Here is a 23,850-nt window from a genome sequence, read left to right as displayed (position 1 = left end):
GCCACGATCCGGTCCGGCAGTCCCGAGATGTGGATTTTCCCTCCCGGAATCCGGTCGGGAGTGGCAGAGTACCGAGCGTGACCCAGCACGTACTGATTATTCGCGACTAGCGCGCCGGCAACCCCTCCGCCGAGCGCGCAGACCTCCCGCATCAGCGGGGGGTCATTTTGTTTGTCCGGCCTTGGGGCCGCAGCCGGACGGACAGTGCTGCTCTCGAAAGGAATCAGATGGCTTTCCAGGTCTTCGACACGACGCTGCGCGACGGTGCACAGCGTGAGGGGATCAGCTACTCGGTGGTCGACAAGCTGGCCGTGGCCAGGCTGCTCGACGAGTTCGGCGTCGGCTTCATCGAGGGCGGCTGGCCCGGCGCGATGCCCAAGGACACCGAGTTCTTCCACCGCGCCCGTACCGAACTCCAGCTTCGTCACGCCACCCTGGTCGCGTTCGGTGCCACCCGCAAGGCCGGTCTGGCGGTCGCCGACGACCCCCAGGTACGCGCCCTGCTCGACGCCGAGACGCCCGCGGTCTGCCTGGTTGCCAAGTCCGACATCCGGCACGTCGAACGGGCCCTGCGCACCACCGGGGCGGAGAACCTCGCGATGGTCCGGGACAGCGTCGCGCACTTCGTCGCCGAGGGACGCCGGGTCTTCCTCGACTGCGAGCACTTCTTCGACGGCTTCCGGTACGACCCGGCGTACACCGCTTCGGTGGTCGAGACCGCGCTCGCGGCGGGCGCCGAGCGGGTGGTCATGTGCGACACCAACGGCGGCATGCTGCCGTCCCAGATCACCGCCGCGATCAACGACCTGACCGGGCGGCTCGGCATCAGCCCGAACCGGCTCGGCATCCACTGCCAGAACGACACCGGTTGCGCGGTCGCCAACACCGTCGCCGCCGTCGAGGCGGGCGTCGAGCACTTCCAGTGCACCGCCAACGGGTACGGCGAACGCCCCGGCAACGCGGACCTGTTCACCGTCGTCGGCAACCTGCAACTCAAGCTCGGGCTGCCCGTCCTACCGGACGGCTGCCTGGAACAGATGGTGCGCGTCTCGCACGCCATCACCGAGATCGCCAACATCGCCCCCGACACCCACCAGGCATATGTCGGGGCCGCCGCCTTCGCCCACAAGGCGGGGCTGCACGCGAGCGCGATCAAAGTGGATCCGGTGCTCTACAACCACGTGGAGCCGACGCTGGTCGGTAACGACATGCGGATCCTGGTGACGGAGATGGCCGGTCGGGCCAGCATCGAGCTCAAGAGCCGTGAGCTCGGTATTGACCTGGCCGGCCATCCCGAAGCCCTGTCCCGGGTCACCAAGCGGGTCAAGGAGCTGGAGGCCGGCGGTTGGTCGTTCGAGGCCGCAGACGCCTCGTTCGAGCTGCTGGTCCGCTCCGAGTTGCCCGGTCAGGACGTGCCCCGGCCGTTCACCCTGGAGTCGTACCGGGTGCTGGTCGAGCACCGGGAGGACGGCTCGGTGGTCTCCGAGGCGACGGTCAAGATCCGGGTACGCGGTGAGCGGGTCATCGCCACCGCCGAGGGCAACGGTCCGGTCAACGCCCTGGACGAGGCGCTGCGGGTGGCGCTGACCCGGCACTACCCGGCCCTGCGTACGTTCGAACTGGCCGACTACAAGGTGCGGATCCTGGAGGGCAGCCACGGCACCGGGGCGATCACCCGGGTCCTGGTCGAGACGACCGGTGACCGGGGCCGGGACTGGACCACGGTCGGCGTACACAACAACGTGGTGGAGGCGAGCTGGCACGCCCTGGTCGACGCCCTCACGTACGGCGTCTCCCGCGAGCCCGCCGAGGTGTAAGGAGTGACTCCTTCCCGCCGGTCCGCCAGCGGGAAGGAGCCTTCCGTTGCTCAGGCGGCGGGGAGGGAGAGTTCGGCGAGGAAGGGGCGGTGGTCGCTGTCGGCGAGCGCGTGCACCCGCACCTCTTCCACGGCGATCCGGCGGTCGGCGAGCACGTGGTCGATGGCGATCGGGGGAAGCGGGTCACCGTCGTACGGGCCCCAGGTGCCGGTGAGCCCGCTGCCGGTGGCGTCGGCGGCGTCGACGTAACCGGTGTCCAGCAGTTGACGCAGCGGCGCGTGGTCGAGGGTGGCGTTGAAGTCCCCGGCCAGCACCCGTAACGGGCCGTCCGGGGTGGCCGGCGGTTCGGCCTCCAGGTCCGTACGCCAGGACGGCAGCGCCTCCAGCGCGTACGGGGCCATCGGGTGCACCGACTCGACCAGCACCGGCGGCGCCCCCGGCACCTGCACCGTTGCATACGCCTGGTGGAAGCCGCCCGGGTTCTGCCGTACGCCGCCGTCGCGCAGCGGGAACCGGGCGTAGAGCGCCGAACCGGCCGCCCCGGTCTCCGCGCCGAGTTGCCGGTACGGCAACACTTCGGCGAGGCCGAGCCGGACGAGCGCGTTCCCCGCCTCGGCCGTGAACTCCTGGAGGGCGAGCACGTCCACCCGTTCGTCGCGGACGAGGTTGATCAGCGCCTCCGCGTCGGCGCCGCCGAAGAGCAGGTTGGCGGTCATCACCCGCAGCGCCGGCCCGGTGGTGTCGGGCTGGCTGTCGGGCAGCGCCCTCGGCACCACCACGGCGGCCAGTGCGAGCGTGACCAGGGCGGCGACGCCCGCGGCGGCGAAGCGCCGCAGCGCCAGGGCCAGCCCCAACGGGACCAGGGTCCAGAGCACGACGTACGGGGTGAAGGCCACTCCCTGCGCCAGGGCTCCCCGTTCCAGCCCGCCGAGCCGCATCACCGCCCAGACCAGACCGGGCACGACCAGCACCCAGCAGACGATCGTGACGACCCGCCGCATCCGCCCGTCGTCCCGTGCCGGTGGCGGCTGTTGCGTTGGCGGTGCCGGTTCGGTGCTCGTGTTCGGGGCGGTCATGCCGATCAACGTAGTGGGTGGATGTGGTGGTTTCGTGTCGCTCCCGGTCTGATTCAGTAGTAAGGGGCGCCCTGCACCGTTCCGTGGCCGGTTGGACAAAGACCGGTCCTTACATGTTTGCCCGTGCCCTGACGGGGAAGCTTGCACCGTGACGGACATGTCGGACACCTTGGCCAGTGGGCCCAGGCCGGTCGAGACAACGTCGACCGGCCCCGAACTTGAACAGACCCTGTTTGAGGTCAAACGGGTCATCGTCGGCCAGGACCGCCTGGTCGAGCGGCTTCTCACCGCGCTGCTGGCGGACGGGCACTGCCTGCTGGAGGGCGTACCCGGGGTGGCGAAGACGCTCGCCGCGCAGACCCTGGCGAACGTCGTCGGCGGCAGCTTCTCCCGGATCCAGTTCACCCCGGACCTGGTCCCGTCGGACATCGTCGGTACCCGGATCTACCGGGCGTCGAAGGAGACCTTCGACGTGGAACTCGGCCCGATCATGGCGAACCTGGTGCTCGCCGACGAGATCAACCGGGCCCCGGCGAAGGTGCAGTCGGCGCTGCTGGAGGCGATGGCCGAGCGCCAGGTCTCGATCGGCGGCACCAGCTATCCGGTCCCGAACCCGTTCCTGGTCCTCGCCACCCAGAACCCGATCGAGTCCGAGGGCGTCTACCAGCTCCCGGAGGCGCAGCGGGACCGGTTCCTGATGAAGGTGACCGTCGACTACCCCAGTGACGTGGACGAACTCGCCATCCTCTACCGGATGAGCACCGACCGCCCCCGGGTACGCCGGGTGCTGGACCCGCACCGGCTGCGTACGTTGCAGCACCGGGCCTCCCAGGTCTTCGTCCACCACGCCCTCGCCGAGTACGTCGTCCGGCTGATCCTCGCCACCCGCAACCCGGCCCGGTTCGGGCTGCAGGACGTGGCGCCACTGCTGGCGTACGGCGCGAGCCCGCGGGCCACCCTCGGCCTGGTGGCCGCCGCACGGGCCCAGGCCATGCTGCGTGGCCGCGACTACGTGCTCCCCGAGGACATCCGGGAACTGGCGGTGGACGTCATCTCGCACCGGTTGGTCCTCTCCTTCGACGCGGTCGCCGACGGGATCCCGGCCGAGGCGGTGGTCCGCCGCCTGATCGAGGCGGTACCCCCGCCCCGGATCGCCCCCGCCCGCCGCGACGACAACCGCGCCCCCGGCCTGGCCGCAGCATGACCAGCTTTGACCGGGAACACGGCGACGGCGCGTCGTTGGGGGAGCTTGCGCCGGAGGGGCGGCTGCGTCGGTTGGAGTTGGCGATCAACCGCCGGCTCGACGGGCTGCTGCACGGCCAGTACCTCAGCCTGCTGCCCGGACCGGGTTCCGAGTGCTCCGGCAGCCGGGAGTACCGGCCCGGCGAGGACGAGGTACGCCGGATGGACTGGGCGGTCACCGCCCGGACCACGCTGCCGCACGTACGCGAGGTGGACGCGGACCGGGAACTGACCACCTGGCTGCTGGTCGACTCGACCCCGAGCATGGACTTCGGCACCGCCGAGGTGGAGAAGCGGGAACTGGCGGTGGCGGCGGTGGCGGCGATCGGTTACCTGACCGCCGGATCCGGCAACCGGCTCGGCGCGCACGTACTCGGTCCGGAGGGCGTCCGCCGCTTTCCGGCCCGTACCGGTCGTGACCATCTGATGAGCCTGCTGCGTACGCTGCTCGTCGCCCCGCGCGGTGGCGACGGCGTACGTCCGCCTGCCCTGGCCGAGGCGATCGCCGCGCTGAACTCGTCCACCCCTCGGCGTGGGCTGGCCGTGGTCGTCTCCGACTTCCTCGACGGGTTGCCGGACGCCGACGTCGGCGAACCGACCTGGGAACGGCCGCTGCGCCGGCTGACCGCCCGACACCAGGTGCTCGCGGTCGAGGTGGTCGACCCCCGCGAGCTGGAACTGCCCGACGTCGGGGTGATCACGTTCGTGGACCCGGAGGGCGGGCAGCGCCGCGAGGTGTCGACCGGCGACCGGCGGGTACGGCAGCGGTTCGCCGAGGCCGCCCAGGCGCAGCGGGAACTGGTCGCCGGGGCGGTACGCCGATCCGGCGCCGAGCACCTCGCGTTGCGTACGGATCGGGACTGGATCGCCGACATCGCCCGGCACGTGCAGTCCCGGCGACGGTTGGCCAGAGCTGCCCGTCCACCGGCCCGTCCGGCCGGCACGACGGTGGCGGCGGGACCGGGGGGTGGCTGGTGACCTGGCAGTCTCCGGAGCGGTTGTGGCTGCTCGCGGGCGTACTGGCGGTTGCCGTCGGGTACGTCCTGATGCAGCGCCGACGCAGCCAGTACGCGGTCCGCTTCACCAACCTGCGCCTGCTCGACCGGGTGGCGCCGAAACGTCCGGCCTGGCGCCGGCACGTACCGGCGAGCCTGTTCCTGGCGATGCTGGCGTTGCTGGTGGTCGGGTTCGCCCGCCCGGCGGCGGAGGTGCAGGTGCCCCGGGAACGGGCCACCGTCATGGTCGCGGTGGACGTGTCGACCTCGATGCTCGCCACCGACGTGGAACCGGACCGGTTGGCGGCGGCGAAGATCGCGGCGCAGAAGTTCGTCGACGCGCTGCCGGACGAGTTCAACGTGGGACTGGTCGCGTTCGCCGGGAGTGCCGCCGTACTGGTGCCGCCGGGGACCGATCGCAGCGCGCTGCACCTCGGGATCAAGCGCCTGGCCGAGGGAAGCACCGGGGTCCAGGGGACCGCGATCGGTGAGGCGATCAGCACCTCCCTGGAGGCCGTACGGACGCTGGACTCCCAGGCCGCGCAGGAACCGCCGCCGGCCCGGATCGTGCTGCTCTCCGACGGGGCGAACACCTCGGGTCGGGATCCGATGACGGCGGCGGACGACGCGGTGAAGCTGAAGGTGCCGGTGCACACGATCTCGTTCGGCACCGCCGCCGGCTACATCGACCGGGGTGGGCGACCGATCCGGGTGCCGGTCGACGGTCAGACCCTGCGGACGGTGGCGGAGGAGACCGGCGGCGAGTTCCACGAGGCCGGTACGAGCGCCGAACTGCGGGCCGTCTACCAGGACATCGGTACGTCGGTCGGCTACCGCACCGAGGAGCAGGACGTGTCGGCCCGGTTCATCGGGGTGGGGTTGCTGCTGGCCCTGGGCGCGGCGGCGGGGTCGATGGTCTGGTTCTCCCGGCTTCCCTGAGCGGGCCGGGCGCGGAACGTGTTCGGGAACTGGCTGGATGGGGATGCGGGAGCGGGACCGACCAGACGAGGAGTGCGCTATGGCACAGCAGAGCGGGCTGGGCGAGCCGCGCGGCCCATGGTTCATCTCACCCGATCTCGACCCGGCGGCGGGTGGGCGGGGCCACGGGGACGGCGACGGTTCCGGTTCGGCCGGGCGGCGGTGGCGACGGATTCTGCTGACCGGGCTGGCCGTGATCGCGCTCTCACTCGCCTCCGGCGGGCTCGCCGGAGGTTATGTCGCCGGGCAGGACGGTGCGGATCCGCAGGCGTCCGCATCGCCGACCGCGCTCCCGCCGGACATGGTGGGCGCGGCGGCGCAGGTCGTACCCGGTGTGGTGTCGGTGACCGTGGCCAGTGGCGGCGGAATGGCCACCGGGTCGGGCTTCGCCATCGACGACCAGCAGCATCTGATCACGAACGACCACATAGTGGCCCAGGCCGGTGCGGCTGCCGCGTCGGCCGGTCCGGGGGCGGCCGGCACCGGTTCCAGCGCCGGCAGTGAGCCGACGGTGATGGTCGAGACGCCCGACGGCCGGCAGTTGCCGGCCCGGGTGGTGGGGCGCGACTCGGGCAGCGACATCGCCGTACTCAAGGTTCCGGCGGGCGCCGGCCTGGCCCCGCTGGTCCTGGCCAAACCCGGCGCGACCAAGGTGGGTGAGCCGGTGCTCGCGGTCGGTTCGCCGCTGGGACTTTCCGGTACGGTCACCGCCGGCATCGTGAGCGCGCTGGACCGGCAGGTGAAGCTCGGCAACAACCGGCACCGGGCGGTGCAGACCGACGCCCCGATCAATCCCGGCAACTCGGGTGGCCCACTGGTCAACGCCCGGGGTGAGGTGGTGGGGGTGAACACCGCGATCGCCACCATCGACGGCAAGGGGTCGATCGGTATCGGTTTTGCCATCCCGATCGAGCAGGTCCAGCAGGTGGCCGACACGATCATCGGCAAGGGCGGCTGAAATTGCCGGCGGGAGTAGCGGGGCGGGAGGCTAGCCTCTAGCCATGGCTGACGACATGACGATCGTCCGAGCCGGACGGCCGGCGTCGTGACGTTGCCCATCCGCCCCGGTACGGCGATCCCCGACGCGGAACTGAACTGGCGTTTCTCCCGGTCCAGCGGTCCCGGCGGGCAGGGCGTGAACACGACAGACTCCAGGGTGGAGCTCTCCTTCGACCTGGGCCGGTCGACCGCCCTGCCGGAGCATCTCAAGGCGCGGGCGTTGGACCGGTTGGCGAACCGCCTGGTCGACGGGGTGCTGACCATCACGGCCTCGGAGCACCGGTCGCAGCTCATGAACCGGGAGGCGGCACGGGAGCGGCTGGCCGCCCTGCTGGCCGAGGCCACCGCGCCGCCGGCTCCGCCGCGCCGGGCGACCCGGCCCTCGCGGGGCGCGAAGGAGCGCCGGATCGCGGACAAGAAGCGACGCGGTCAGACCAAGCGCCTACGCCGCTCCGACGACGACTGAGCGAGTTTGCCGTCACAAAACGGCGCGATGGTCACTTCTTCACAGGATCCACACGCCCCCCGACGATCATCGCAAGGGTGTCCGCCTCCACTCACCTCCGCCAAGATCGACGCTCTTGTAGAGAAAGAGTGGCCTCCCTCGCCGGGATAGCCACTCTTTCTCTACAAGAGGCGCGCCCTTCGGCGGGAGGGGCGGGGTTGGGGTGGGGTTTGGTGGTGTAGACACTGCGTGTATACATGCTGTGTATAGTCGCGCAGGGTGTTGGTGGGGGACCTGGTCGGGCCGGGGTGCGGCTCGCATTTACCCGATATATCGCGAGAAAGGACCTATCTGGTGACTCCCTGTGTTGCGGGGCACCCGTTCCTCTCGTGGTTGTCGGCGGACCCGGCGACCGCGCTCCCGCTCGGGCGGGCCCGATGAGCGGGCAACTGGCCGAGGCGGTGATCGACCTCTCGGCGATCGGGGACAACGTCCGTACCGTCGCCGGGGTGGCCCGAACCGGGCTGATGGCGGTGGTCAAGGCCGACGCCTTCGGGCACGGCGCGGTGCCGGTCGCGCGAGCCGCCGTACGGGCCGGAGCGACCTGGCTCGGCGTGACCTCCAGCACGGAGGCGCTGGCCCTGCGTACGGCGGGGATCCGGGCGCCGATCCTGAGCTGGCTGCACCGCCCGGACGAGGACTTCACCCACCTGATCACCGCGCGGGTCGACATCGCGGTGTCGACCCTCACCCACCTGCACTCGGTCGCCGGTGCGGCCACCCGGCTCGGTACCCCCGCGACAGTGCAGCTCAAGGCCGACATCGGCCTGTCCCGCAACGGTGCCAACGGCGACGACTGGCCCGAACTCGTCGCCTGGGCCCGCAAGTACGAGGCCGAGGGCAGCGTCCGCGTACGGGGGGTGTGGTCCCACCTCACCAACGCCGAGGAGCCGGGCAGCCGGAGCGTCACCGGTCAGGTGTCGACGTTCCGGGAGGCGCTGCGGATCGCCCGGGACGCGTGCCTGACCCCCGAGGTGGTCCACCTGGCCAACTCGGCGGCAGCGCTCGGCGTACCGGAGGCGCGGTACGACCTCTGCCGGATCGGACTCGCCCTGTACGGCGTCGACCCGTTCGACCCGACCGGTCCCGGACGGTTCGGACTGCGCCCCGCGATGACCCTGCGAACCAGCGTGGTCAACGTCAAGCGGGTGCCGGCCGGCAGCGGGGTGTCGTACGGGCCCGAACACGTCACCGACCGGGCGACCACCCTCGCGCTGATCCCGCTCGGGTACGCCGACGGGCTGTCCCGGACCACCGAGGATCGGGCGTCGGTGTGGCTCGGCGGTCGGCGGTGCCCGATCGTCGGCCGGATCGCCATGGACCAGTGCGTCGTCGACGCCGGTGACCTGCCGGTGGCCCTCGGCGACGAGGTTGTCGTCTTCGGTCCCGGCGCTGCCGGCGCTGGCGGCGGGGCACCGGGTGCTGCGGCGGCGGAGCCGACGGTGGGGGAGTGGGCGCGGTGGGCGGGGACCAATCCGCACGAGGTCATGACCGGGATCGGCGCGCGGGTGGCGCGGGTACATCTTCACTTGGAGCGATGAGTTGACGAACATCCGGCTGGCGGTGCTCTTCGGTGGGCGCAGCGGCGAGCACGACGTTTCCCGCCGCTCGGCGGAGAGCATCCTCGCCCACCTCGACCGCGACGCGTACGACGTGACCGAGGTCCTGATCGAGCGGGACGGCCGGTGGCGTATCGACGGCCACCCGGCCACCCTCACCACCGCACTCAAGGCCCTGAGCAGCCAGGACGTCGTGTTCCCGGCACTGCACGGCCCGTACGGGGAGGACGGGACGGTCCAGTCGATGCTGGAGTGGCTCGGCGTCGCGTACGTCGGAAACGGGGTCTTCGCCAGCGCAGCCGGGATGGACAAGGAGGTCACCAAGCGCCTCCTCGCCGCCGACGGACTGCGGGTCGCCGACGGGGTGACCCTGCGTCCGGGGCAGGAACTGTCGGCGGCCGACCGGGACCGGCTGGGCCTGCCCGTCTTCGTCAAGCCCGCCCGCGCCGGCTCCAGCATCGGTGTGTCCAAGGTGGAGCGGTGGGAGCAGTTGCCGGCCGCGTTGGAGTTGGCGCGGGAGAGTGACACGCGGGTACTGGTCGAGGCGGCGGTACGCGGACGCGAGATCGACGTCGCCGTACTGGAACACCCGGACGGCCGGATCGAGGCCGGTCCACCGCTGGAGATCAGTGTCGCCAGCGCCGCCTTCTTCGACTACGACGCCAAGTACGACGGCGGGGCGGTCTTCCACATCCCGGCCGCGCTCGACCCCGACTCGACCCGGATGCTCCAGGACCGGGCGGTGCGGGCGTTCACCACCCTGGGCTGCCGGGGGCTGCTCCGGGTCGACTTCTTCCTCCCGCACACCGGGCAGGAACCGGTGGTCAACGAGGTCAACACGTTCCCCGGTTTCACCGCCGCCTCGCAGTACCCGCAGATCTGGCAGCGGGCCGGGATCACCTTCCCCGCCCTGCTCGACATCCTGGTCGCGGGTGCGCTCAAGGAATCCCGGCTCGGCGCGGCGGCGGCCTGACCCATGGTCATCTACAGCGCGGAGCACCTGCGCGGGATCCGGGTGGTCGTCACCGGCGGCGGGACCGGCGGGCACACCTATCCGGCGTTGACCACCATCCGTACGCTGCGCGCCCGGCTCGCGGTCGCCGGCACCGAACCGGAACTGCTCTGGGTCGGTGTCGCGCACGGCCTGGAGGCGAAGATCGCCCGACAGGAGGGCATCCCGTTCCAGGCGATCACCACCGGGAAGCTGCGCCGGTCACCGAACCTGCGGGAGCTGGGGCGCAACTTCGCGGACGCGTTCCGGATCCCGCTCGGCATCCTCCAGGCGATCATGATCGTGGCCCGTACCCGGCCCGCCGTGGTCCTCTCCACCGGCGGGTACGTCTCCGTACCGATCGGGATCGCGGCCTGGTTGACCCGCCGGCCGCTGGTCATGCACGAGCAGATCCTCACCCTCGGGCTGGCGAACCGGATCCTGGCCCGGATCGCGGACCGGATCCTGCTCAGCCACGAGTCCTCGGTCGACCACCTGCCCGAACGGGCGAGGGCCCGTGCGGTGGTCACCGGCAACCCGATCCGGCCCGAGATCCTGCGCGGTGACCGGGGTCGGGCGCTGGCCGCGTACCGCCTCGACCCGCACCTGCCGCTGCTGTACGTCACCGGCGGCGCCCAGGGCGCGGTCCAGGTCAACAACCTGATCGCGGAGATCCTGCCGGACCTGCTCGCCGGCTGCCAGATCCTGCACCAGTGCGGCGAGTTCTCCTTCGACCGGATGCGGCTGATCGCGGACGGGCTGCCGGAGCACCTGCGGGACCGGTACCGGGTGGTCGACTACGTACACGACGAGCTGCCGGACGTGCTCGCCGCCGCCGACATCGTGGTGGCCCGCAGCGGGGCCGGAACGGTCGCCGAACTGACCGCCCTCGGCAAGGCGTGCGTGTTCGTTCCGCTGATCCCGACCGGGGGTGACGAGCAGCGGCGTACCGCCCGGCACTTGGCCGAAGCGGGTGCGGCCCGGATGCTCGCCGGCCCCGACGCGACCCCCGACCGCCTCCGCGAGGAGATCATGATGCTGCTCGACCACCCCGACCGGCGCCAACATCTGGCCGACACCGCCCGCCGCTACGGGCGCCCCGACGCCGCCGCGGCCGTCGCCACCGCGATCATCGACGCCGCCGGGCGGTACGGGTCATGATCCTGCTCTCCGACCGGCGGATCTCCGCGATCCCGCTCGGTGACAACAACGAACCCCTGGTCGACCTGCGTCGGATCGACGGGTTCCGGGTCGACGACCGGCTCGCCGACCCCGCCGGTGCGTACGCCCACCTGCGGGAGGAGACCGCGGCCCGGCTGCTGACCGCCCAGCGGACCCTGCCGTACGGGTTGCGCCTCCTCATCGTCGAGGGCTACCGGCCGCTGACGTTGCAGACGACCTACTTCGAGGACTACAAGGACGAACTCCGCCAGCGGTATCCACGGTGGGAGCCGGCGCGCCTGCACGTCGAGGCCAGCAAGTACGTCTCGCCGCCCGAGGTGGCCCCGCACAGCACCGGCGGAACCGTCGACCTGACCCTCTGCACCGCCGACGGCGACGAACTCGACATGGGTACGGCCGTCAACGACAGCCCGGTGGCCAGCGCCAACGCCTGCTTCACCGGCTCGCCCGACATCTCACCCGAGGCCAGGGCCAACCGCGACATCCTCGGTACGGCACTGTCGGCCGCCGGCATGGTCAACTACCCGACCGAGTGGTGGCACTGGTCGTTCGGCGACCGCTACTGGGCCCTGAACACGCGGGCCGACAGCACCCGGTACGGCCCGGTCGACCTGACGTGAGGCGGCTGTACGAAGTCGACCTCCTGCGGATCATCGCAGCGCTGGCGGTCGTGGTCTTCCACTACACCTTCTCCGCCTGGATGCAGGGCCTCAGCCCGGTCACCTTCCCGGTGCTCGGCGAGGTGACCCGGTACGGCTACCTCGGCGTCGACCTGTTCTTCGTGATCAGCGGGTTCGTCGTCCTGTCGAGCGCCTGGAACCGTACCCCTCGGGAGTTTGTCGTCTCCCGGATCGTCCGGCTCTATCCGGCGTTCTGGGTCGCGGTCACCCTCACCGCCGTGGTGAGCGTCGTCTCCGGGAGGTTCCCGGTCGGCCCGGTGCAGTACCTGGCGAACCTGACCATGCTCAACCCGGCGGTCAACGTCGGCAACATCGACGTCGTCTACTGGACGCTCTGGGCCGAACTGCGGTTCTACCTGGTCGTGTTCGTCCTGGCGCTGGTCGGACTGACCCGCCGCCGGGTCCTGGCCGCGCTCTGGGGGTGGCTGGCCCTGACCGGGCTGCACGAACTCGGGCTGCTGCCGTCCGCCGCCGACCTGCTGCTCCAGACCACGTTCTCGCACTACTTCATCGCCGGGATGGCGCTGAGCCTGCTGCTCCGCTTCGGCCCGAGCTGGGAGCTGGTGGCGATCCTGGTGCTGGCGTACGCGAACGCGGTCTACCGGGGGTTGGGGTTCGCGGCCGACGTGGCCGAGCGCTACCGGACCGGGTTCCACCCGGCGGTCATCATCGGCGTCATCTGGCTGATCTTCATGGTGGTGACGCTGATCGCGCTGGAGGCCACCGCCGGGATCGGCCGCCCGTGGTTCCTGGTGGCCGGATCACTGACCTACCCGCTCTACCTGGTCCACGCCCACATCGGGTTTGTCCTGCTGGGCTGGTTCGGCCCGCTGGTGACGCCGTATCCGGGGCTGAAATGGGTGCTGCTCGCCGCCCTGATCGGCGGCATGGGCGCCCTCGCGTACGCCATCCACGTGGTGGTCGAACGCCCGCTCGCACCCCGGTTGAAGCGCGCCCTGAACCGCCTCGCGCGGGTGCCGGTGCGGTCCCGTCAGGTCGGGTCGCATCCGGTCTGAGCCGGAGCCGCCCCGAACGGTCACGTCCGGCCCGTCACGGGGCGGAGCCGGACGTGACCGATCGGGGCGTGCCGTGCGAGCCCGGCAGCCTGTCAGCCCGGCAGGAAGAGGCAGAACGGGTGACCGGCCGGGTCGAGGTAGACCCGTACGTCATCCTGGGGTTGGAAGTCCGCGAGCGTGGCACCGGCCGCGAGCGCGTGTGCCCCGGCGACCTCCAGGTCGTCCACCTCGATGTCCAGGTGCAGCATCATCTGCTGGTCGTCCGGGCCGGCGGGCCAGGTCGGCCGCACGTACGCCGACTCGGTCTGGAACGACAGCCCGGCACCACCCACCGGAGCGGAGAGCTTCACCCAGTCCGGCTCGTCCTGCTCCACGTTCCACCCGAGCAGCCGCCGGTAGAACGCCGCGAGTTCCTGGGCGTCGGGCGAGTCGAGCACGATGCCGGAGACGATCATGCGAGGCGGCGGGGCCATGGTGTCCCTCCCGGATCCTTGGGGATGTTCCCGGCATTGTTCCCCACTCACCGCCCACCTACCGCCCCGCCGAGCCGTCAGATCGGGCGGATCCGTCAGATCGAGCGGAGTCGGCGGCGCGGCGGCGGGTCCGATATCCAACCGAGGAATCGGGCCTCGATCTGCGCCGGGGGGAGGTCGGCCAGATCGACCGCCGCCCGTTCCCGGAAATGCCGCATGAATGTTGTCAGCTTCTCCGTGTCGCCGCGATAGAGCGACCGGAGCCGACCGCGAAACACCGGACACGGCCACAGCTCGCCGCAGTCACCGCAATTCCACGCCGGATCGGGGCGGTGCGGGGCGAGCAGATCGTCGTTGTCCACGCTGGCCGCACCTTTTCTCGAAGATTTGTCAGATCAGGTAGATCTCGCGCGGTACGCCATCCTCCCGCACGATCGTGAAATGCCCCTCGGGCGCCAGGTCATGCAGGAGTGCGGCGATTTTCACCGCATGATTGAGCGCGTCGGTGCGATTGCCGTCGAGTTGGGCGAGCCGGTCCAGTGCCGTGTTGGCCGACGGGGTGAGGTTGAAGGTCACCTTCACCAGTCGGGGACGTTCCGGTTCGGTCATCGGCGCGGCACCGGCGGCCAGGCGATGAAACGGTTGTAGAGGTTCTCGCGGGGCGCGTTCGGTGCGTACTCGGCGAGGTCTTCCAGGGCGCGGACGTACTGGGCGGAGAGGTAGAGGCAGAGCGCGACCCGGTTGCGGTGGAACTCCGCCAGCAGCGCCAGTCGGGCCGGACCGCACGGCCAGTCGGCTGCGCAGACCCGGCACCGCCACGTCGGCCGCATCGGCAGGTGCGGTCGCCTTCGGGTACGCGTACGCGCGGTCACGCCGGCCGGTGAGGATCACGGCGTACGCGTCCGGAGACGCCGACCGCGAACAGTTCGAGTGGGGGGACCGGCGGGTCGTCGTACCCGGGTCCTCGGTTTGTCGAACGTCTTCTCGGCGCGCGGGCCGGCGGCAGGTCCGGGGTCATCTCGCGCGGTGGAACTTCCATTGTGGGTCTGTCGTGCTGACCGATTGTCTCGTTGTCTTCGCCGGACATGAATCGTCTCCGTTCTCGTCGTTGGAAGGGGCCGCCCCGGGGAGGTTGGGCGGGGAAGCCGGGGCGGCCCCGCAGTCCCGCCCGTCCGAGTCCACTTGCCGATGGGTCCGAGCGGTTCCGCTAGTGACACTCTGCTGTGGACTTCACTATGTTGGGGAGACTCATTGGGCAGACCGCCCATCGAGTAGGGCCTCATGATCCGTTGGTAGCAAACTTGTCCGGAGGTTGTCCGTGCAAAGATCACCAATGCTCGACCACTTTGGCGAAGAGCTGAAACTGATCCGCATCGCCGCTGAAATGTCCCAGCAGGAACTCGCCGAGGCGATCAGCTATTCGACCGCCCTCGTCGGCAAGATCGAAAACGGCGACCGTCGCCCCAGCGCCGATTTCGCCCGCCGCTGCGACTCGGTGTTCAACACCAGTGGCCTGTTCGTCCGCATCCAACGCCTGATCAGCCGAGACGGGATGGTGGCCTGGTTCCGCGAGTGGGCCGGCATCGAGGCGGAGGCCATTGCCCTTCGAAGCTTCGAGCCCCTGTTTGTGCCCGGCTTGCTCCAGACCGAGGCATATGCCCGAGCGTTGCTTGCTGCCTCGGCCTTGCTTGCACCGGGAGAGATTGAGCAGCAAGTGGTCGCACGACTGGAGCGGCAGGAAATTTTGACTCGGGAAAATCCACCGCTGCTGACCGTGGTCATCGACGAGTTCGTGCTGCGCCGGCCCGTTGGTGGTCCCACGGTCATGAAGGAGCAGCTCCAGCACCTCGTGAAGCTCGGAACATCGATGCCACGGGTGCGAATCCACGTCGTGCCGCTGTCCGTCGGCGCGTACGCTGGGCTCAACGGCCCCTTCGTGATCGCCACCCCGCCCGTCGGCGAGGACGTTGTCTATATTGAAGGTCAGTTGCATGGGCAGACGTTCGACCGCGCAGAGGACATGAGACACGCGGTTCAGGTGTGGGAATCCATCCGGGGCGAGGCTCTACCCCATCAGCAGTCCCTCGAGTTGATATCGGAAGTGGCAGAGACATGGACCTGACCGGCGCCCGGTGGCGTAAGAGCAGCCGCAGCAACACCAATGGTGGCAACTGCGTCGAAGTGGCGGGGAACTTGCCGGGGCGGGTGTTCGTGCGGGATACCAAGGACCGTGAGGGTGGGACGTTGGCGTTCGGTCCTGCCGCTTGGCAGGCGTTCGTGGCCGACGTAGCTGCTCGCCGCCCCTAACTCGATCGCAATCCACTCACAGAGCATGCCCAGCAAGTCCCTTGCCTTGACTTCGGGAGTGGCAGAGACATGGACCTGATCGGCGCCCGGTGGCGTAAAAGCAGCCGCAGCAACACCCAGGGTGGCGACTGCGTCGAAGTGGCGGACAACCTGCCGGGGCGGGTGTTCGTGCGGGATACCAAGGACCGTGAGGGTGGGACGTTGGCGTTCGGTCCTGCCGCGTGGCGGGCGTTCGTGGCCGACGTAGGTTCTCGCCGCCCGTAACCCGTTTCGAGTACTGCGCAGAGCGTTCCTCGTCCGGGGACGAGCAGTGAGGCGGGCGATGGTTTCGCCCGCCTCAGCGCTGCGTTGCTGTCACCGGTCGATGCGGTTTCACGGTGCTACGCGTCCGGGTCCCAGTCGATGAGCAGGTCGAAGATCCGTCGGTCGCCGTCGACCTTCAGGTAGTCCACCGGAACACGGCCGTAGAAGACCAGGACCAGCTCACTGGCCGTACCCCAGAGGGAGGCGTCGACAGCGTCCGGTCCCTCGCCGGCAGCGGTGGCGGTCATCGTGCCGGGCGTGGGGAGACGGGCGACCCGTGCGCCGTCGGCGGAAAGCCAAAGGCGCCAGGAGCGGCCCTCGGTAGCGTGGTAGTCGACGGCGGCACGCTCGTGCGGCCAGGGGGCCGTCGTCGCGCAGCAGGTGAGCAGGAAATCCTCGACACCGTCGAGTGCCACCTCTTCCGGCAGCGGCTGTGCGGCACCAAGGGTGAGCTGGGCGTCATAGGTGTGCACCGCGACCTCCTGGAGCTGGTGCCGGGCGACGGCACCGGAGGTCTGTAGCGACATCGACCTGCCCCACCACGTCCAGCACCCGCGATCCGGGCCGGACTCCCGCAGCGCGTCCAGCAGTTGCTCCGTGGACTCGGCCGACCAAGCCAACAGGGCCTCGCGCTCACGGGGGCCAACCAGCGGACCCTTCGCGGCGGTCTCGGGCGGGGGAGCGTCGGCAGGCCCCGCGCCGACGATCGCGGCCCACCGTCGGCGTCCCTTGCCCAGATGCTGCACCAGATCCAGCAGCGTCCACTCGGGGCAGGTCGGCACCTGCACCTCCAGGCTGGGCGCGGAGGCGAGCGCGGCCCGGAACGCGCTCGATCGTTCGTCGATCAGCCGTACCAGGTCGGGGAACTCCGGAGTCTCTGCCACGCTGCCTGTCTACCACCACGCACCGGCAAACCAGGCAGGGCTTTTCACCGCCGACGCGGCGGGCAGTTGGCGTACGGGGGCGGGCGGCTGGTGTCGTACCGACGGGTTAGCGTTCCGAGGTGACGCCACCGCAGGTTCGTACCTCGGACGAGAAGACGACTCTCGTCACCAGCCTCGCCCGCCATCGTGCCGTGATCCTCTGGAAGGTCCGGGATCTCGACGACGAGCGGCTGCGTCGGCCCATGGTCCCGTCCGGCACCAGCCTGCTCGGCCTGGTCAAGCACCTGGCCGGCGTCGAGTACGGATGGTTCTGCGAGACGTTCGGCCGGCCGGTCGAGCCGATGCCGTTCGACCTCGACCAGGACCCGGAATCCGACATGCGGGCCGATCCGGGGGAGACGACGGCGGACATCGTCGCCTTCTACCAGCGAGCCTGCGCGGCGGCCGACGAGGCGATCTCCGAGATCGACCTCGACGCGCACGGCACTTCGTGGCGCGGCGACACCGTCTCCATGCGCTGGGTGCTGGTGCACATGATCGAGGAGACCGCTCGGCACGCCGGTCACATGGACATCATGCGAGAACTCCTCGACGGGGCAACGGGCGACCACGCTTCGTGACACAACACCGCCGCCCTTCCCGGCCAGGCGTATAACGCGTCAGGTTCGTACATCGTCTTTGACGCACATCAAAGACGAGGCTCTTGTGACTGGTCCGTGGGTTATCTGGCGGGGAGATTGGGTCGGTGGCCGCCGAGGGTGAGCATGGCCAGGGCGATGACGGCGTCGGCGGAGTGGAATCCGTAGGCCCTGCGGATGATGAGTCGGATCTTGGTGTTGGTGGACTCCACGATGGCGTTGGACAGGCGGTGTTCGATCGAGGCGATGATCGCGTGACGGTGACGGACGATCCGTTGCTGGAGTTTCACGAAGCCCGGGATTCGGCATCGGCGGGCCCAGCTGATCCACCTGTCCAGGGCCTCGACGGCTTCGGCCGGGCTGCGTCTGGCGATCGCGAACACGGTCCGTAGGCCCTCTTTCAGGGCCCAGGCCCGGTGCAACACGGGGTCGGTCCTGGCGATCCAGGCCAGTTGCTCGCGTTGACGTTCGCTGAGGTTCTCGGGGTTCTTCCACAACGCCCACCGGGCGTTGTTCAGCAGCTTCGCCGTCCCGCGTGATCTCCGGTTGTGGCTGATACCCCGCGCCGCCCCACGGGCCGCGTTCCACGACTGACGCCGCTGGACGTCAAGGGCCTCGGTCGCCCACGCCACCACATGGTAGGGATCAGCACAACGCACCGCCTGCGGGCAGTAAGCGGTGATGACGTCACTCATCCAACGAGCCCCGTCGCAGGACACGTGACTGATCTCCGCGCACCGCCGTTCGCCGAGAAGGTCGAAGAACCGGCCCAGGGTGGTCTGGTTCGCCCCGTTGGCCACCCAAACCAGCCGACCCGAGTCATGATCCACCACCACGAGCAGATACTTACGGCCCTTCCGGTAGGAAATCTCATCGATCCCCACCCGACGCAACCCCGCCAGCAAATCGTTCCCGGCCTCAACATCCGCCCAGACCCTGGCCACCACGGCACCAACCGTCCGCCACGCGACCCGCATCAACTCCGTCACCGCACTCTTCGCACACACCGTGGCAAGCCACGCCACCGTCTGATCGAAACCACGGGTATGTCCGGCACCATGCCGCGCCCACGGCACCGCGGCCACCACCACCCCATGAGTGACACAACGGACCCGAGGCGCGTCAGCCTCGACGAACATCCGGACCGTTCCCCAATCCAACGCCCGCCACCGACGACGCCCCTCACCCCGGTCATAACCAGGACACCGCCGCCCGCAGACCCCACACCGACGCCGCTGACCACGCCCCGGCCGCACCGACGCCACCACCACACCCGCATCCTCATCGAACTCGACACCCTCGACCACCGTCTTCTCGACGCCGAGCAATCGAGCCCATAACCTGGCATTACGCACGCCGTTCTCCCGCCACTGAAAGTTCTGACCTTCGACAAGCCAGAACCTAGGCAGGACAACGGCGTGCCCCACAACGACGCGCCCAACCACCCACGGAAGCGTCACAAGAGCCAAAGACGATGTACGAGTTGAAAGCGTTGCTTAGTTTTCCGGAGCGCGATGGTTCGGGGCGCGATGGTTCCGAGCTGAGGGCGGCTCGCGGGCGGACCGGGCGGATCAGCGGTGGTAGCGCCAGACGCGCAGGACGTTGGACTCGTCCTGGCAGACGATGATGTCCGCATCGAGCTGGCAGTACCCCGCCCCGTAGGGCACTATCCCGAGCAGGTGCACCTCGGTCGCGCCCGGTTCGAGCAGACCGAACCAGGTCGCCGCGCCCGACTTGCTCGGGGCCGTGAGCAGTGCCGGTCTGCCCGGCGGTGCGGTGCTCATCTGCACCCAGCCGGTCAGGTCGGCCAACGTCCGGCCGGTGGCCGGGTCGACGCTACGAGCCAGCCCGCCGTCACCGGGCCCCAACTCGACCACATGGCTCCCGTTCATCACCCGGACCGTGTTGGGATCGGTCTTCGGACCGGTCTGCTTTCCGGTGCCCGGGTCGAGCACCGTCCAGCCCGAGCCGTTGCCCACGCAGGGCTGGTCGCCGCAGTTGTTGACGGCCACCTCCGGACTTCCCAGGGTCCGGTGCCACCGTTCGGTGAACGTGTCGACCGCGTACGCGGTCAGTACCCCGTCCGCCCGTTGAACCAGCAGCAGGTCCCCGGCCACCACCACCGCAGGCGGCTCCACCGTGACAGCCGGGAGGCTCTGCCTGGCCTTGCCGGTCCGGGCATCCCACTGCTCGACCCGGCCGTCCACGGTCGTGACCACCACCGCGGCACTCTCGGCCGGTGGGGCGTTCGACCAGTTGGTGGCCATCGCGTCCGCCACCGGCACCGAAGTCCAGAGCGCCTGCCCGGTGCCCAGGTCGTACGCCCGCACCACCACCCCCAGCGGCGCGACCAGGTGGGCGTCGCCGGGCGCGGACGGGTAGTACGAAGAGGACAGTTCCAGTGCCTCGGAGTTGGGGGGAAGGACCTTCTCGATGGTCAGCCCCGTACGGCCGTCGGTCATCGTCCGCAACTCACCCGGCACCGACCAGCGGACCTCGCCGATACGCGCGTCCACAGCGGTCGTGCTCGTGCCCTCGCCCCGCAGCACCCGGGTCAGCAGCACGTCCCCGACCTGCCGGGCGAGCGATCCGGCGGCGGTGCTGTCCCGGTCGTACTCGGTGGTCCAGAGCAACCGCCCCTGACGCGGCTCGTACGCGGCGACGGACTCGCCGGCCTGGCCGGGCTGGTCCACCCCGACGAACAGCCGGTCGGGAGTGAGGACGAAGCCCCGGTTCGGCGCCACGATCAGGGTGGTGATCTCGGTCAGTGACGACGGTCCGGGTGCCGCCGAGCCACCGAGGGCCAGCAGCAGCGCCGCCCCGACCGCCAGCGCCCCGAAGCGCAGCCGACGCAACGACACCGGCAAACCGGGTACGGCACCCGCCGCCGGTTCGTCGCCCGACAGGTCGAGATCGATCAGTACGGGCGTGTCGGCATCCGTTCGCGCTCCGCTGCTCGTACTGCTGCTCGTAGTCACTCGTCCTCCGCCTGGACCGGGGTCCGGTAGCGCCAGATCCGCAGCGCGTTGTCGGTGGTGGTGCAGGCGATCACCTTCGCGGTGAGCTGGCAGTCGGAGACCCCGACCGGGACCATCCCGAGCGCGACCGGAGCCACCCAACCCGGTCGGAGCACTCCCAGCCAGGTCGGCCCGCTGAACGTCTCCGGGTTGACGAAGAGGACCCGTCCGCTGGCCATGACGTCGGCGCGTTTCCAGTTCATCAGGTGGAGCCGGGGCGCGCCGGTGAGCGGGTCGACGGTACGCAGCGGTCGCATCGTGCCCTGGGGCACGAACTCGATCAGGTGCCCGCCCGCTTCGGCGATCGCGTGTTCCCTGGGAATCGGCCAGAGCCGTTTGCCGTCGGCCCGGTCGATCGTCCACGCGCCCTGCGGACCGGACTCGCAGATCAGTTCATCCGAGCTGCAGAAGCCCAGAAAGGTGTCGTCACGTACCGGTCGGCTCCACACCTGCCGGTAGGTCTGCGTGGAGTACGCCGTGACCTCCAGGGAGTTGTGCCGGACCAGCACCAGATCCCCGCCGAGTTGCAGGGCGCCGGGGTTGACCGTGGGGAAGCGGTGCCGCACCGCGCCCGTACGCGGATCCCGCAGTTCGGCGGCACCGTCGGCGGTACGCACCGCCAGGTCGTAGTCCCGGTCCGGCATCCGGCTGAGAGTGCCGTCGCTGAACAGGACCCTGACGTCGATGACCGCGCTGCTCAACAGCTCGGAACGCCACCGCACCTGACCTGTGCCCAGGTCGATGCCGGTGACGACCCTCCCCAGCGGTGGCCCGCCGTAGAACGTTCCCCACGGCGACGCGTAGGAGGAGCTTCTCCCCTCCGGTGAGTCGGCAAGAGCGGGATCGTCGGGGAAGACCATGTCGATGGCGAGCGCCGTCCCGTCGTCGCCGAGCGACTGCACGTCGTTCGGCAGTGACCAGCGTTCCCGACCCGTACGGTCGTCGACCGCGACCGTACGCATGCCGGTCCGGTCCGGTCGAGGTCCGGTGAGCAGCAGGATCCCGGCCCGGTGCTGGAGTTCCAGTTTGGTGCCCGGCCACACCGGCAGGTCGTACGTCCACACCCGACGCCCCCGGTCCAGCTCGTACGCCGAGACCCGCCAGATCAGGTCGCCCTGCTCCGGGGCGGCGATGAAGAGCCGGTCCTCGGTGAGCAGCATGCCCCGGTCGGGGAAGGCGGCCTGTTGGCGGGCGGGCGGGTGCGGGAAGCTGGCGATCTCGCTCAGGATCGGCTCCGGCGGCAGCCCGGACCCACCGGTGGTGAGCAGCAGCGCCGCCACGAGTCCGAGCGCCACCGGTCGCAGCCGGCGCCAGGTGAACGGTCGACGGGGTTCGACGTCGACCGGATCGTCCCGTACGGCACCGAGGTCGATCATCAGTTCCGGTGGGTCCCCGGCACGTTCGCCGGTGCGTGCCGTGCCGACCATCGCCGTCCCCCGTTTGCCGGTGTCACCCCGAATGGTAGGCGGCGATGAATGTCAGGTGGGGAGCGATGTCACGTGGAGATCGATGTCGGGTGGGGGACGGACGTCAGGTGGGGATGGCGGCGAGCAGGCGGGCGCGCAGTGGTGCGGCGCGTTCGGCGAAGGCGCGCTGGGCGGAGGCGTACTCGGCCCGTCCCTCGGCGGTCTCCACCCGGACCGGCGGGTGACCGAGAGCCTCGAGGTCGTACGGGCTGGCCCGCATGTCCAGCGTCCGGATCTCCCGAGCCAGCTCGAAGGCGTCGGCCACCAACTCGCTCGGCACCAGTGGCGACAGCTTGTAGGCCCACTTGTAAAGATCCATGTTGCCGTGCAGGCAACCGGGCTGCTCCAGGTCGTGCTGGGTCTCCCGGGTCGGATTGAGCAGGTTCAACGGCCGGGCCGGTGCGGTGAAGAACCGGTACGCGTCGAAGTGGCTGCACCGTACGCCGGTCCGCTCGACGGTCTGCGCGGTCTGCTCCGGTGACAGTCGCAGCGGCCAGGAGTTGTGCCGAACCTCCTGCTGGGTCTGCCGGTAGACCATCGCCCACTCGTGCATCCCGAAGCAGCCGAACTGGGCGGGACGGTCGGCGGTCCGGCTCAGCAGCGTACGGATCCAGTCGATCGAGTCGCCGCGCCGTGCGCGTACCGCATCGGTGTCGAGGGTGAGCCCGGCGGACGTCGACCGGTAGTCGCGGCCGAAGTCGTCCGGGTCCGCGTCGGCCAGCACCACCCCGGCGCCCGGATGCCAGCGTCGCAGTTGCGCCGGCCGGTGCGAGTAGTAGGTGAACAGGAAGTCCTCGACCGGGTGCCGCTCGCCGGCCTGCCGCCGCCGCAGGTGCGGCGCCAGCCAGTCGTCCGCCCGGCGTTCGTGGGCCGCCCGCCGGGCCTGCCACGTCGTCGCGTCGAGCACGACGGTACGGGCGGCAGCAATGGTCACCGGCCCAGCGTACGCACTGGCCAGCCGGCCACCCCAGCCAGCGGCGGTGGCCTCCCGTCCGCCCAGCCAGCGGCGGCAGCGTGGGCAGTGGCCCGTCGTCCGCCCCAGCCCGCGGCGGGGCTACCCGGTGGTGAACCGTTCGACGTACCGCCGCTGCCACGGTGTCTCGACGGCGTGGCGGTCGTAGTGCTCCCGGACGTAGGCCACCGCCCGGTCGGCCGGCACCCCGTCGACCACCGCGATACAGGCGAGCGCCGTCCCGGTACGCCCCCGCCCGCCCCCGCAGGCGACCTCCATCCGCTCGGTGGCGGCCCGCTCCCAGATGTCGGCGAACACGCTCCTGGCCTGCTCACGGTCGGCGGGCAGGCGGAAGTCCGGCCAGCGGAGCCACTGCGCCGGCCAGGTTGTCGGCGGTGGCGGGCGGCCGAGCAGGTAGACCCCGGACGTCGGCTCCGGACCGGCCGGGAGCGGGTGCCGCAGGCCACGTCCCCGGACCAGGCGCCCGGACGGCAGCCTCAGTACGCCCGGTCCCGTCGGTTCCCAAAGCTCCGTCACCCGGCCAGCGTAGGCGGGCGGCCCGGTCCGGATGAGCCCGACTTGCGGGCGGGCGGCTTGGTGGGGCGGGCGGCTTGGTGGGGCGGCGGCTTGGTGGGGCGGGCGGGCGGCTTGGTGGGCGGTCTTGATCCACGCGCGCTGAGCTGTTGCCGGGTGCCCCTGTAGAACAGATCAGAGCGCAGTGATCATGAGCGGCGGCGGGCGTGGGTCGATCATGAGTGGTGGCGGGCGCG

The 23,850-nt window shown here is 70.3% G+C and carries 26 protein-coding genes; 15 read left to right on the top strand and 11 right to left on the bottom strand.

Features of this window, described 5'->3' with window-relative positions:
• The first annotated feature begins 227 nt into the window (after positions 1–227).
• Positions 228–1,817 carry a citramalate synthase gene (gene cimA / locus OIE47_RS06065; protein WP_326560504.1) on the top strand — a complete coding sequence of 530 codons (1,590 nt, stop codon included), beginning with the start codon at positions 228–230 and terminating at the stop codon, positions 1,815–1,817.
• Between the two features lie 50 nt (positions 1,818–1,867).
• Here cimA and OIE47_RS06060 read toward each other — a convergent pair whose 3' ends face one another.
• Positions 1,868–2,818 (bottom strand): endonuclease/exonuclease/phosphatase family protein, encoded by a 951-nt coding sequence (locus OIE47_RS06060; RefSeq protein ID WP_326563005.1) that lies wholly within the window; start codon positions 2,816–2,818, stop codon positions 1,868–1,870.
• A 223-nt stretch (positions 2,819–3,041) separates the two neighbouring features.
• Here OIE47_RS06060 and OIE47_RS06055 point away from each other — a divergent pair, with 223 nt between their 5' ends.
• From OIE47_RS06055 to OIE47_RS06010, 10 genes are all read left to right on the top strand, one after another.
• Positions 3,042–4,097 (top strand): AAA family ATPase, encoded by a 1,056-nt coding sequence (locus OIE47_RS06055; RefSeq protein WP_326560503.1) that lies wholly within the window; start codon positions 3,042–3,044, stop codon positions 4,095–4,097.
• Positions 4,094–5,113, top strand: a complete 1,020-nt coding sequence (locus OIE47_RS06050) for a DUF58 domain-containing protein (protein WP_326560502.1) — start codon at positions 4,094–4,096, stop codon at positions 5,111–5,113. Before OIE47_RS06055 ends, OIE47_RS06050 begins: the two co-directional genes overlap by 4 nt.
• Positions 5,110–6,069, top strand: a complete 960-nt coding sequence (locus OIE47_RS06045) for a VWA domain-containing protein (RefSeq protein ID WP_326560501.1) — start codon at positions 5,110–5,112, stop codon at positions 6,067–6,069. Before OIE47_RS06050 ends, OIE47_RS06045 begins: the two co-directional genes overlap by 4 nt.
• 79 nt (positions 6,070–6,148) lie before the next feature.
• Positions 6,149–7,066, top strand: coding sequence for a S1C family serine protease (locus OIE47_RS06040; protein ID WP_326560500.1), 918 nt, complete (start codon positions 6,149–6,151; stop codon positions 7,064–7,066).
• An 87-nt stretch (positions 7,067–7,153) separates the two neighbouring features.
• Positions 7,154–7,573 (top strand): alternative ribosome rescue aminoacyl-tRNA hydrolase ArfB, encoded by a 420-nt coding sequence (gene arfB / locus OIE47_RS06035; protein WP_326560499.1) that lies wholly within the window; start codon positions 7,154–7,156, stop codon positions 7,571–7,573.
• 416 nt (positions 7,574–7,989) lie between these two features.
• Complete coding sequence (alr, locus tag OIE47_RS06030) at positions 7,990–9,153, top strand: alanine racemase (RefSeq protein WP_326560498.1); 1,164 nt, start codon at positions 7,990–7,992, stop codon at positions 9,151–9,153.
• Between the two features lies 1 nt (position 9,154).
• The gene (locus tag OIE47_RS06025) at positions 9,155–10,144 is read left to right on the top strand and encodes a D-alanine--D-alanine ligase family protein (RefSeq protein WP_326560497.1); all 990 of its coding nucleotides are present in this window, start codon (positions 9,155–9,157) and stop codon (positions 10,142–10,144) included.
• 3 nt (positions 10,145–10,147) lie between these two features.
• On the top strand, positions 10,148–11,323 hold the full coding sequence (locus OIE47_RS06020; RefSeq protein ID WP_326560496.1) for a UDP-N-acetylglucosamine--N-acetylmuramyl-(pentapeptide) pyrophosphoryl-undecaprenol N-acetylglucosamine transferase: 1,176 nt from the start codon (positions 10,148–10,150) through the stop codon (positions 11,321–11,323).
• Complete coding sequence (locus OIE47_RS06015) at positions 11,320–11,964, top strand: M15 family metallopeptidase (RefSeq protein WP_326560495.1); 645 nt, start codon at positions 11,320–11,322, stop codon at positions 11,962–11,964. The genes OIE47_RS06020 and OIE47_RS06015 overlap by 4 nt, the downstream gene beginning before the upstream one ends.
• A complete protein-coding gene (locus OIE47_RS06010; RefSeq protein ID WP_326560494.1) occupies positions 11,961–13,040 on the top strand; it encodes an acyltransferase family protein in 1,080 nt (359 codons plus the stop codon). Before OIE47_RS06015 ends, OIE47_RS06010 begins: the two co-directional genes overlap by 4 nt.
• Before the next feature lie 92 nt (positions 13,041–13,132).
• On the opposite strand, the gene OIE47_RS06005 is transcribed toward OIE47_RS06010, so the two are convergent.
• From OIE47_RS06005 to OIE47_RS05990, 4 genes are all read right to left on the bottom strand, one after another.
• Positions 13,133–13,513, bottom strand: coding sequence for a VOC family protein (locus OIE47_RS06005; RefSeq protein WP_326560493.1), 381 nt, complete (start codon positions 13,511–13,513; stop codon positions 13,133–13,135).
• Between the two features lie 95 nt (positions 13,514–13,608).
• Entirely contained in the window at positions 13,609–13,875 is a 267-nt protein-coding gene (locus OIE47_RS06000) for a hypothetical protein (RefSeq protein ID WP_326560492.1), read from the bottom strand.
• A 28-nt stretch (positions 13,876–13,903) separates the two neighbouring features.
• Positions 13,904–14,122, bottom strand: a complete 219-nt coding sequence (locus OIE47_RS05995) for a hypothetical protein (RefSeq protein WP_326560491.1) — start codon at positions 14,120–14,122, stop codon at positions 13,904–13,906.
• Positions 14,119–14,385, bottom strand: coding sequence for a flavin reductase (locus OIE47_RS05990; RefSeq protein ID WP_442792058.1), 267 nt, complete (start codon positions 14,383–14,385; stop codon positions 14,119–14,121). The genes OIE47_RS05995 and OIE47_RS05990 overlap by 4 nt, the downstream gene beginning before the upstream one ends.
• 461 nt (positions 14,386–14,846) lie before the next feature.
• Between OIE47_RS05990 and OIE47_RS05985 the strand changes: the two genes are divergently transcribed.
• The 3 genes from OIE47_RS05985 to OIE47_RS05975 all read left to right on the top strand — a co-directional run bounded on the left by OIE47_RS05985 (position 14,847) and on the right by OIE47_RS05975 (position 16,084).
• Positions 14,847–15,635, top strand: coding sequence for a helix-turn-helix domain-containing protein (locus OIE47_RS05985; RefSeq protein ID WP_326560490.1), 789 nt, complete (start codon positions 14,847–14,849; stop codon positions 15,633–15,635).
• A complete protein-coding gene (locus OIE47_RS05980) occupies positions 15,626–15,820 on the top strand; it encodes a DUF397 domain-containing protein (protein WP_326560489.1) in 195 nt (64 codons plus the stop codon). Before OIE47_RS05985 ends, OIE47_RS05980 begins: the two co-directional genes overlap by 10 nt.
• A gap of 69 nt (positions 15,821–15,889) precedes the next feature.
• Positions 15,890–16,084, top strand: a complete 195-nt coding sequence (locus tag OIE47_RS05975; RefSeq protein ID WP_326560488.1) for a DUF397 domain-containing protein — start codon at positions 15,890–15,892, stop codon at positions 16,082–16,084.
• A 116-nt stretch (positions 16,085–16,200) separates the two neighbouring features.
• Here the strand turns inward: OIE47_RS05975 and OIE47_RS05970 are convergent, their stop codons facing one another.
• Positions 16,201–17,007, bottom strand: coding sequence for a maleylpyruvate isomerase family mycothiol-dependent enzyme (locus OIE47_RS05970; protein ID WP_326560487.1), 807 nt, complete (start codon positions 17,005–17,007; stop codon positions 16,201–16,203).
• 119 nt (positions 17,008–17,126) lie between these two features.
• Between OIE47_RS05970 and OIE47_RS05965 the strand changes: the two genes are divergently transcribed.
• Positions 17,127–17,627: a DinB family protein gene (locus OIE47_RS05965; RefSeq protein WP_326560486.1), complete on the top strand. Its 501-nt coding sequence runs from the start codon at positions 17,127–17,129 to the stop codon at positions 17,625–17,627.
• Between the two features lie 101 nt (positions 17,628–17,728).
• Here OIE47_RS05965 and OIE47_RS05960 read toward each other — a convergent pair whose 3' ends face one another.
• The 5 genes from OIE47_RS05960 to OIE47_RS05940 all read right to left on the bottom strand — a co-directional run bounded on the left by OIE47_RS05960 (position 17,729) and on the right by OIE47_RS05940 (position 23,617).
• Positions 17,729–19,000, bottom strand: coding sequence for an ISL3 family transposase (locus OIE47_RS05960; protein ID WP_326562955.1), 1,272 nt, complete (start codon positions 18,998–19,000; stop codon positions 17,729–17,731).
• A 216-nt stretch (positions 19,001–19,216) separates the two neighbouring features.
• The gene (locus tag OIE47_RS05955) at positions 19,217–20,623 is read right to left on the bottom strand and encodes an outer membrane protein assembly factor BamB family protein (protein WP_326560485.1); all 1,407 of its coding nucleotides are present in this window, start codon (positions 20,621–20,623) and stop codon (positions 19,217–19,219) included.
• Positions 20,620–22,089, bottom strand: a complete 1,470-nt coding sequence (locus tag OIE47_RS05950) for an outer membrane protein assembly factor BamB family protein (RefSeq protein WP_326560484.1) — start codon at positions 22,087–22,089, stop codon at positions 20,620–20,622. The genes OIE47_RS05955 and OIE47_RS05950 overlap by 4 nt, the downstream gene beginning before the upstream one ends.
• A 103-nt stretch (positions 22,090–22,192) precedes the next feature.
• Positions 22,193–23,062, bottom strand: a complete 870-nt coding sequence (locus OIE47_RS05945; protein WP_326560483.1) for a 3-methyladenine DNA glycosylase — start codon at positions 23,060–23,062, stop codon at positions 22,193–22,195.
• A 120-nt stretch (positions 23,063–23,182) separates the two neighbouring features.
• Complete coding sequence (locus tag OIE47_RS05940; RefSeq protein WP_326560482.1) at positions 23,183–23,617, bottom strand: protein-tyrosine phosphatase family protein; 435 nt, start codon at positions 23,615–23,617, stop codon at positions 23,183–23,185.
• Between the last annotated feature and the right edge of the window lie 233 nt (positions 23,618–23,850).

The organism is Micromonospora sp. NBC_01796 (genome assembly GCF_035917455.1).
Classification (GTDB): Bacteria; Actinomycetota; Actinomycetes; order Mycobacteriales; family Micromonosporaceae; genus Micromonospora_G.
This window is presented reverse-complemented; position numbering and strand designations above follow the sequence as displayed.

What these genes read in the sequence shown, in the direction of transcription:
- OIE47_RS06050 (WP_326560502.1), top strand. Translation starts at nt 4,094, where the DNA reads ATGACCAGCTTTGACCGGGAACACGGCGACGGCGCGTCGTTGGGGGAG.
- OIE47_RS05980 (WP_326560489.1), top strand. Translation starts at nt 15,626, where the DNA reads ATGGACCTGACCGGCGCCCGGTGGCGTAAGAGCAGCCGCAGCAACACC.
- OIE47_RS05995 (WP_326560491.1), bottom strand. Translation starts at nt 14,122, where the DNA reads ATGACCGAACCGGAACGTCCCCGACTGGTGAAGGTGACCTTCAACCTC.
- OIE47_RS06020 (WP_326560496.1), top strand. Translation starts at nt 10,148, where the DNA reads ATGGTCATCTACAGCGCGGAGCACCTGCGCGGGATCCGGGTGGTCGTC.
- OIE47_RS06005 (WP_326560493.1), bottom strand. Translation starts at nt 13,513, where the DNA reads ATGGCCCCGCCGCCTCGCATGATCGTCTCCGGCATCGTGCTCGACTCG.
- cimA (WP_326560504.1), top strand. Translation starts at nt 228, where the DNA reads ATGGCTTTCCAGGTCTTCGACACGACGCTGCGCGACGGTGCACAGCGT.
- OIE47_RS05985 (WP_326560490.1), top strand. Translation starts at nt 14,847, where the DNA reads ATGCTCGACCACTTTGGCGAAGAGCTGAAACTGATCCGCATCGCCGCT.
- OIE47_RS06060 (WP_326563005.1), bottom strand. Translation starts at nt 2,818, where the DNA reads ATGCGGCGGGTCGTCACGATCGTCTGCTGGGTGCTGGTCGTGCCCGGT.
- OIE47_RS06015 (WP_326560495.1), top strand. Translation starts at nt 11,320, where the DNA reads ATGATCCTGCTCTCCGACCGGCGGATCTCCGCGATCCCGCTCGGTGAC.
- alr (WP_326560498.1), top strand. Translation starts at nt 7,990, where the DNA reads ATGAGCGGGCAACTGGCCGAGGCGGTGATCGACCTCTCGGCGATCGGG.
- OIE47_RS05950 (WP_326560484.1), bottom strand. Translation starts at nt 22,089, where the DNA reads ATGGTCGGCACGGCACGCACCGGCGAACGTGCCGGGGACCCACCGGAA.
- OIE47_RS06040 (WP_326560500.1), top strand. Translation starts at nt 6,149, where the DNA reads ATGGCACAGCAGAGCGGGCTGGGCGAGCCGCGCGGCCCATGGTTCATC.
- OIE47_RS05975 (WP_326560488.1), top strand. Translation starts at nt 15,890, where the DNA reads ATGGACCTGATCGGCGCCCGGTGGCGTAAAAGCAGCCGCAGCAACACC.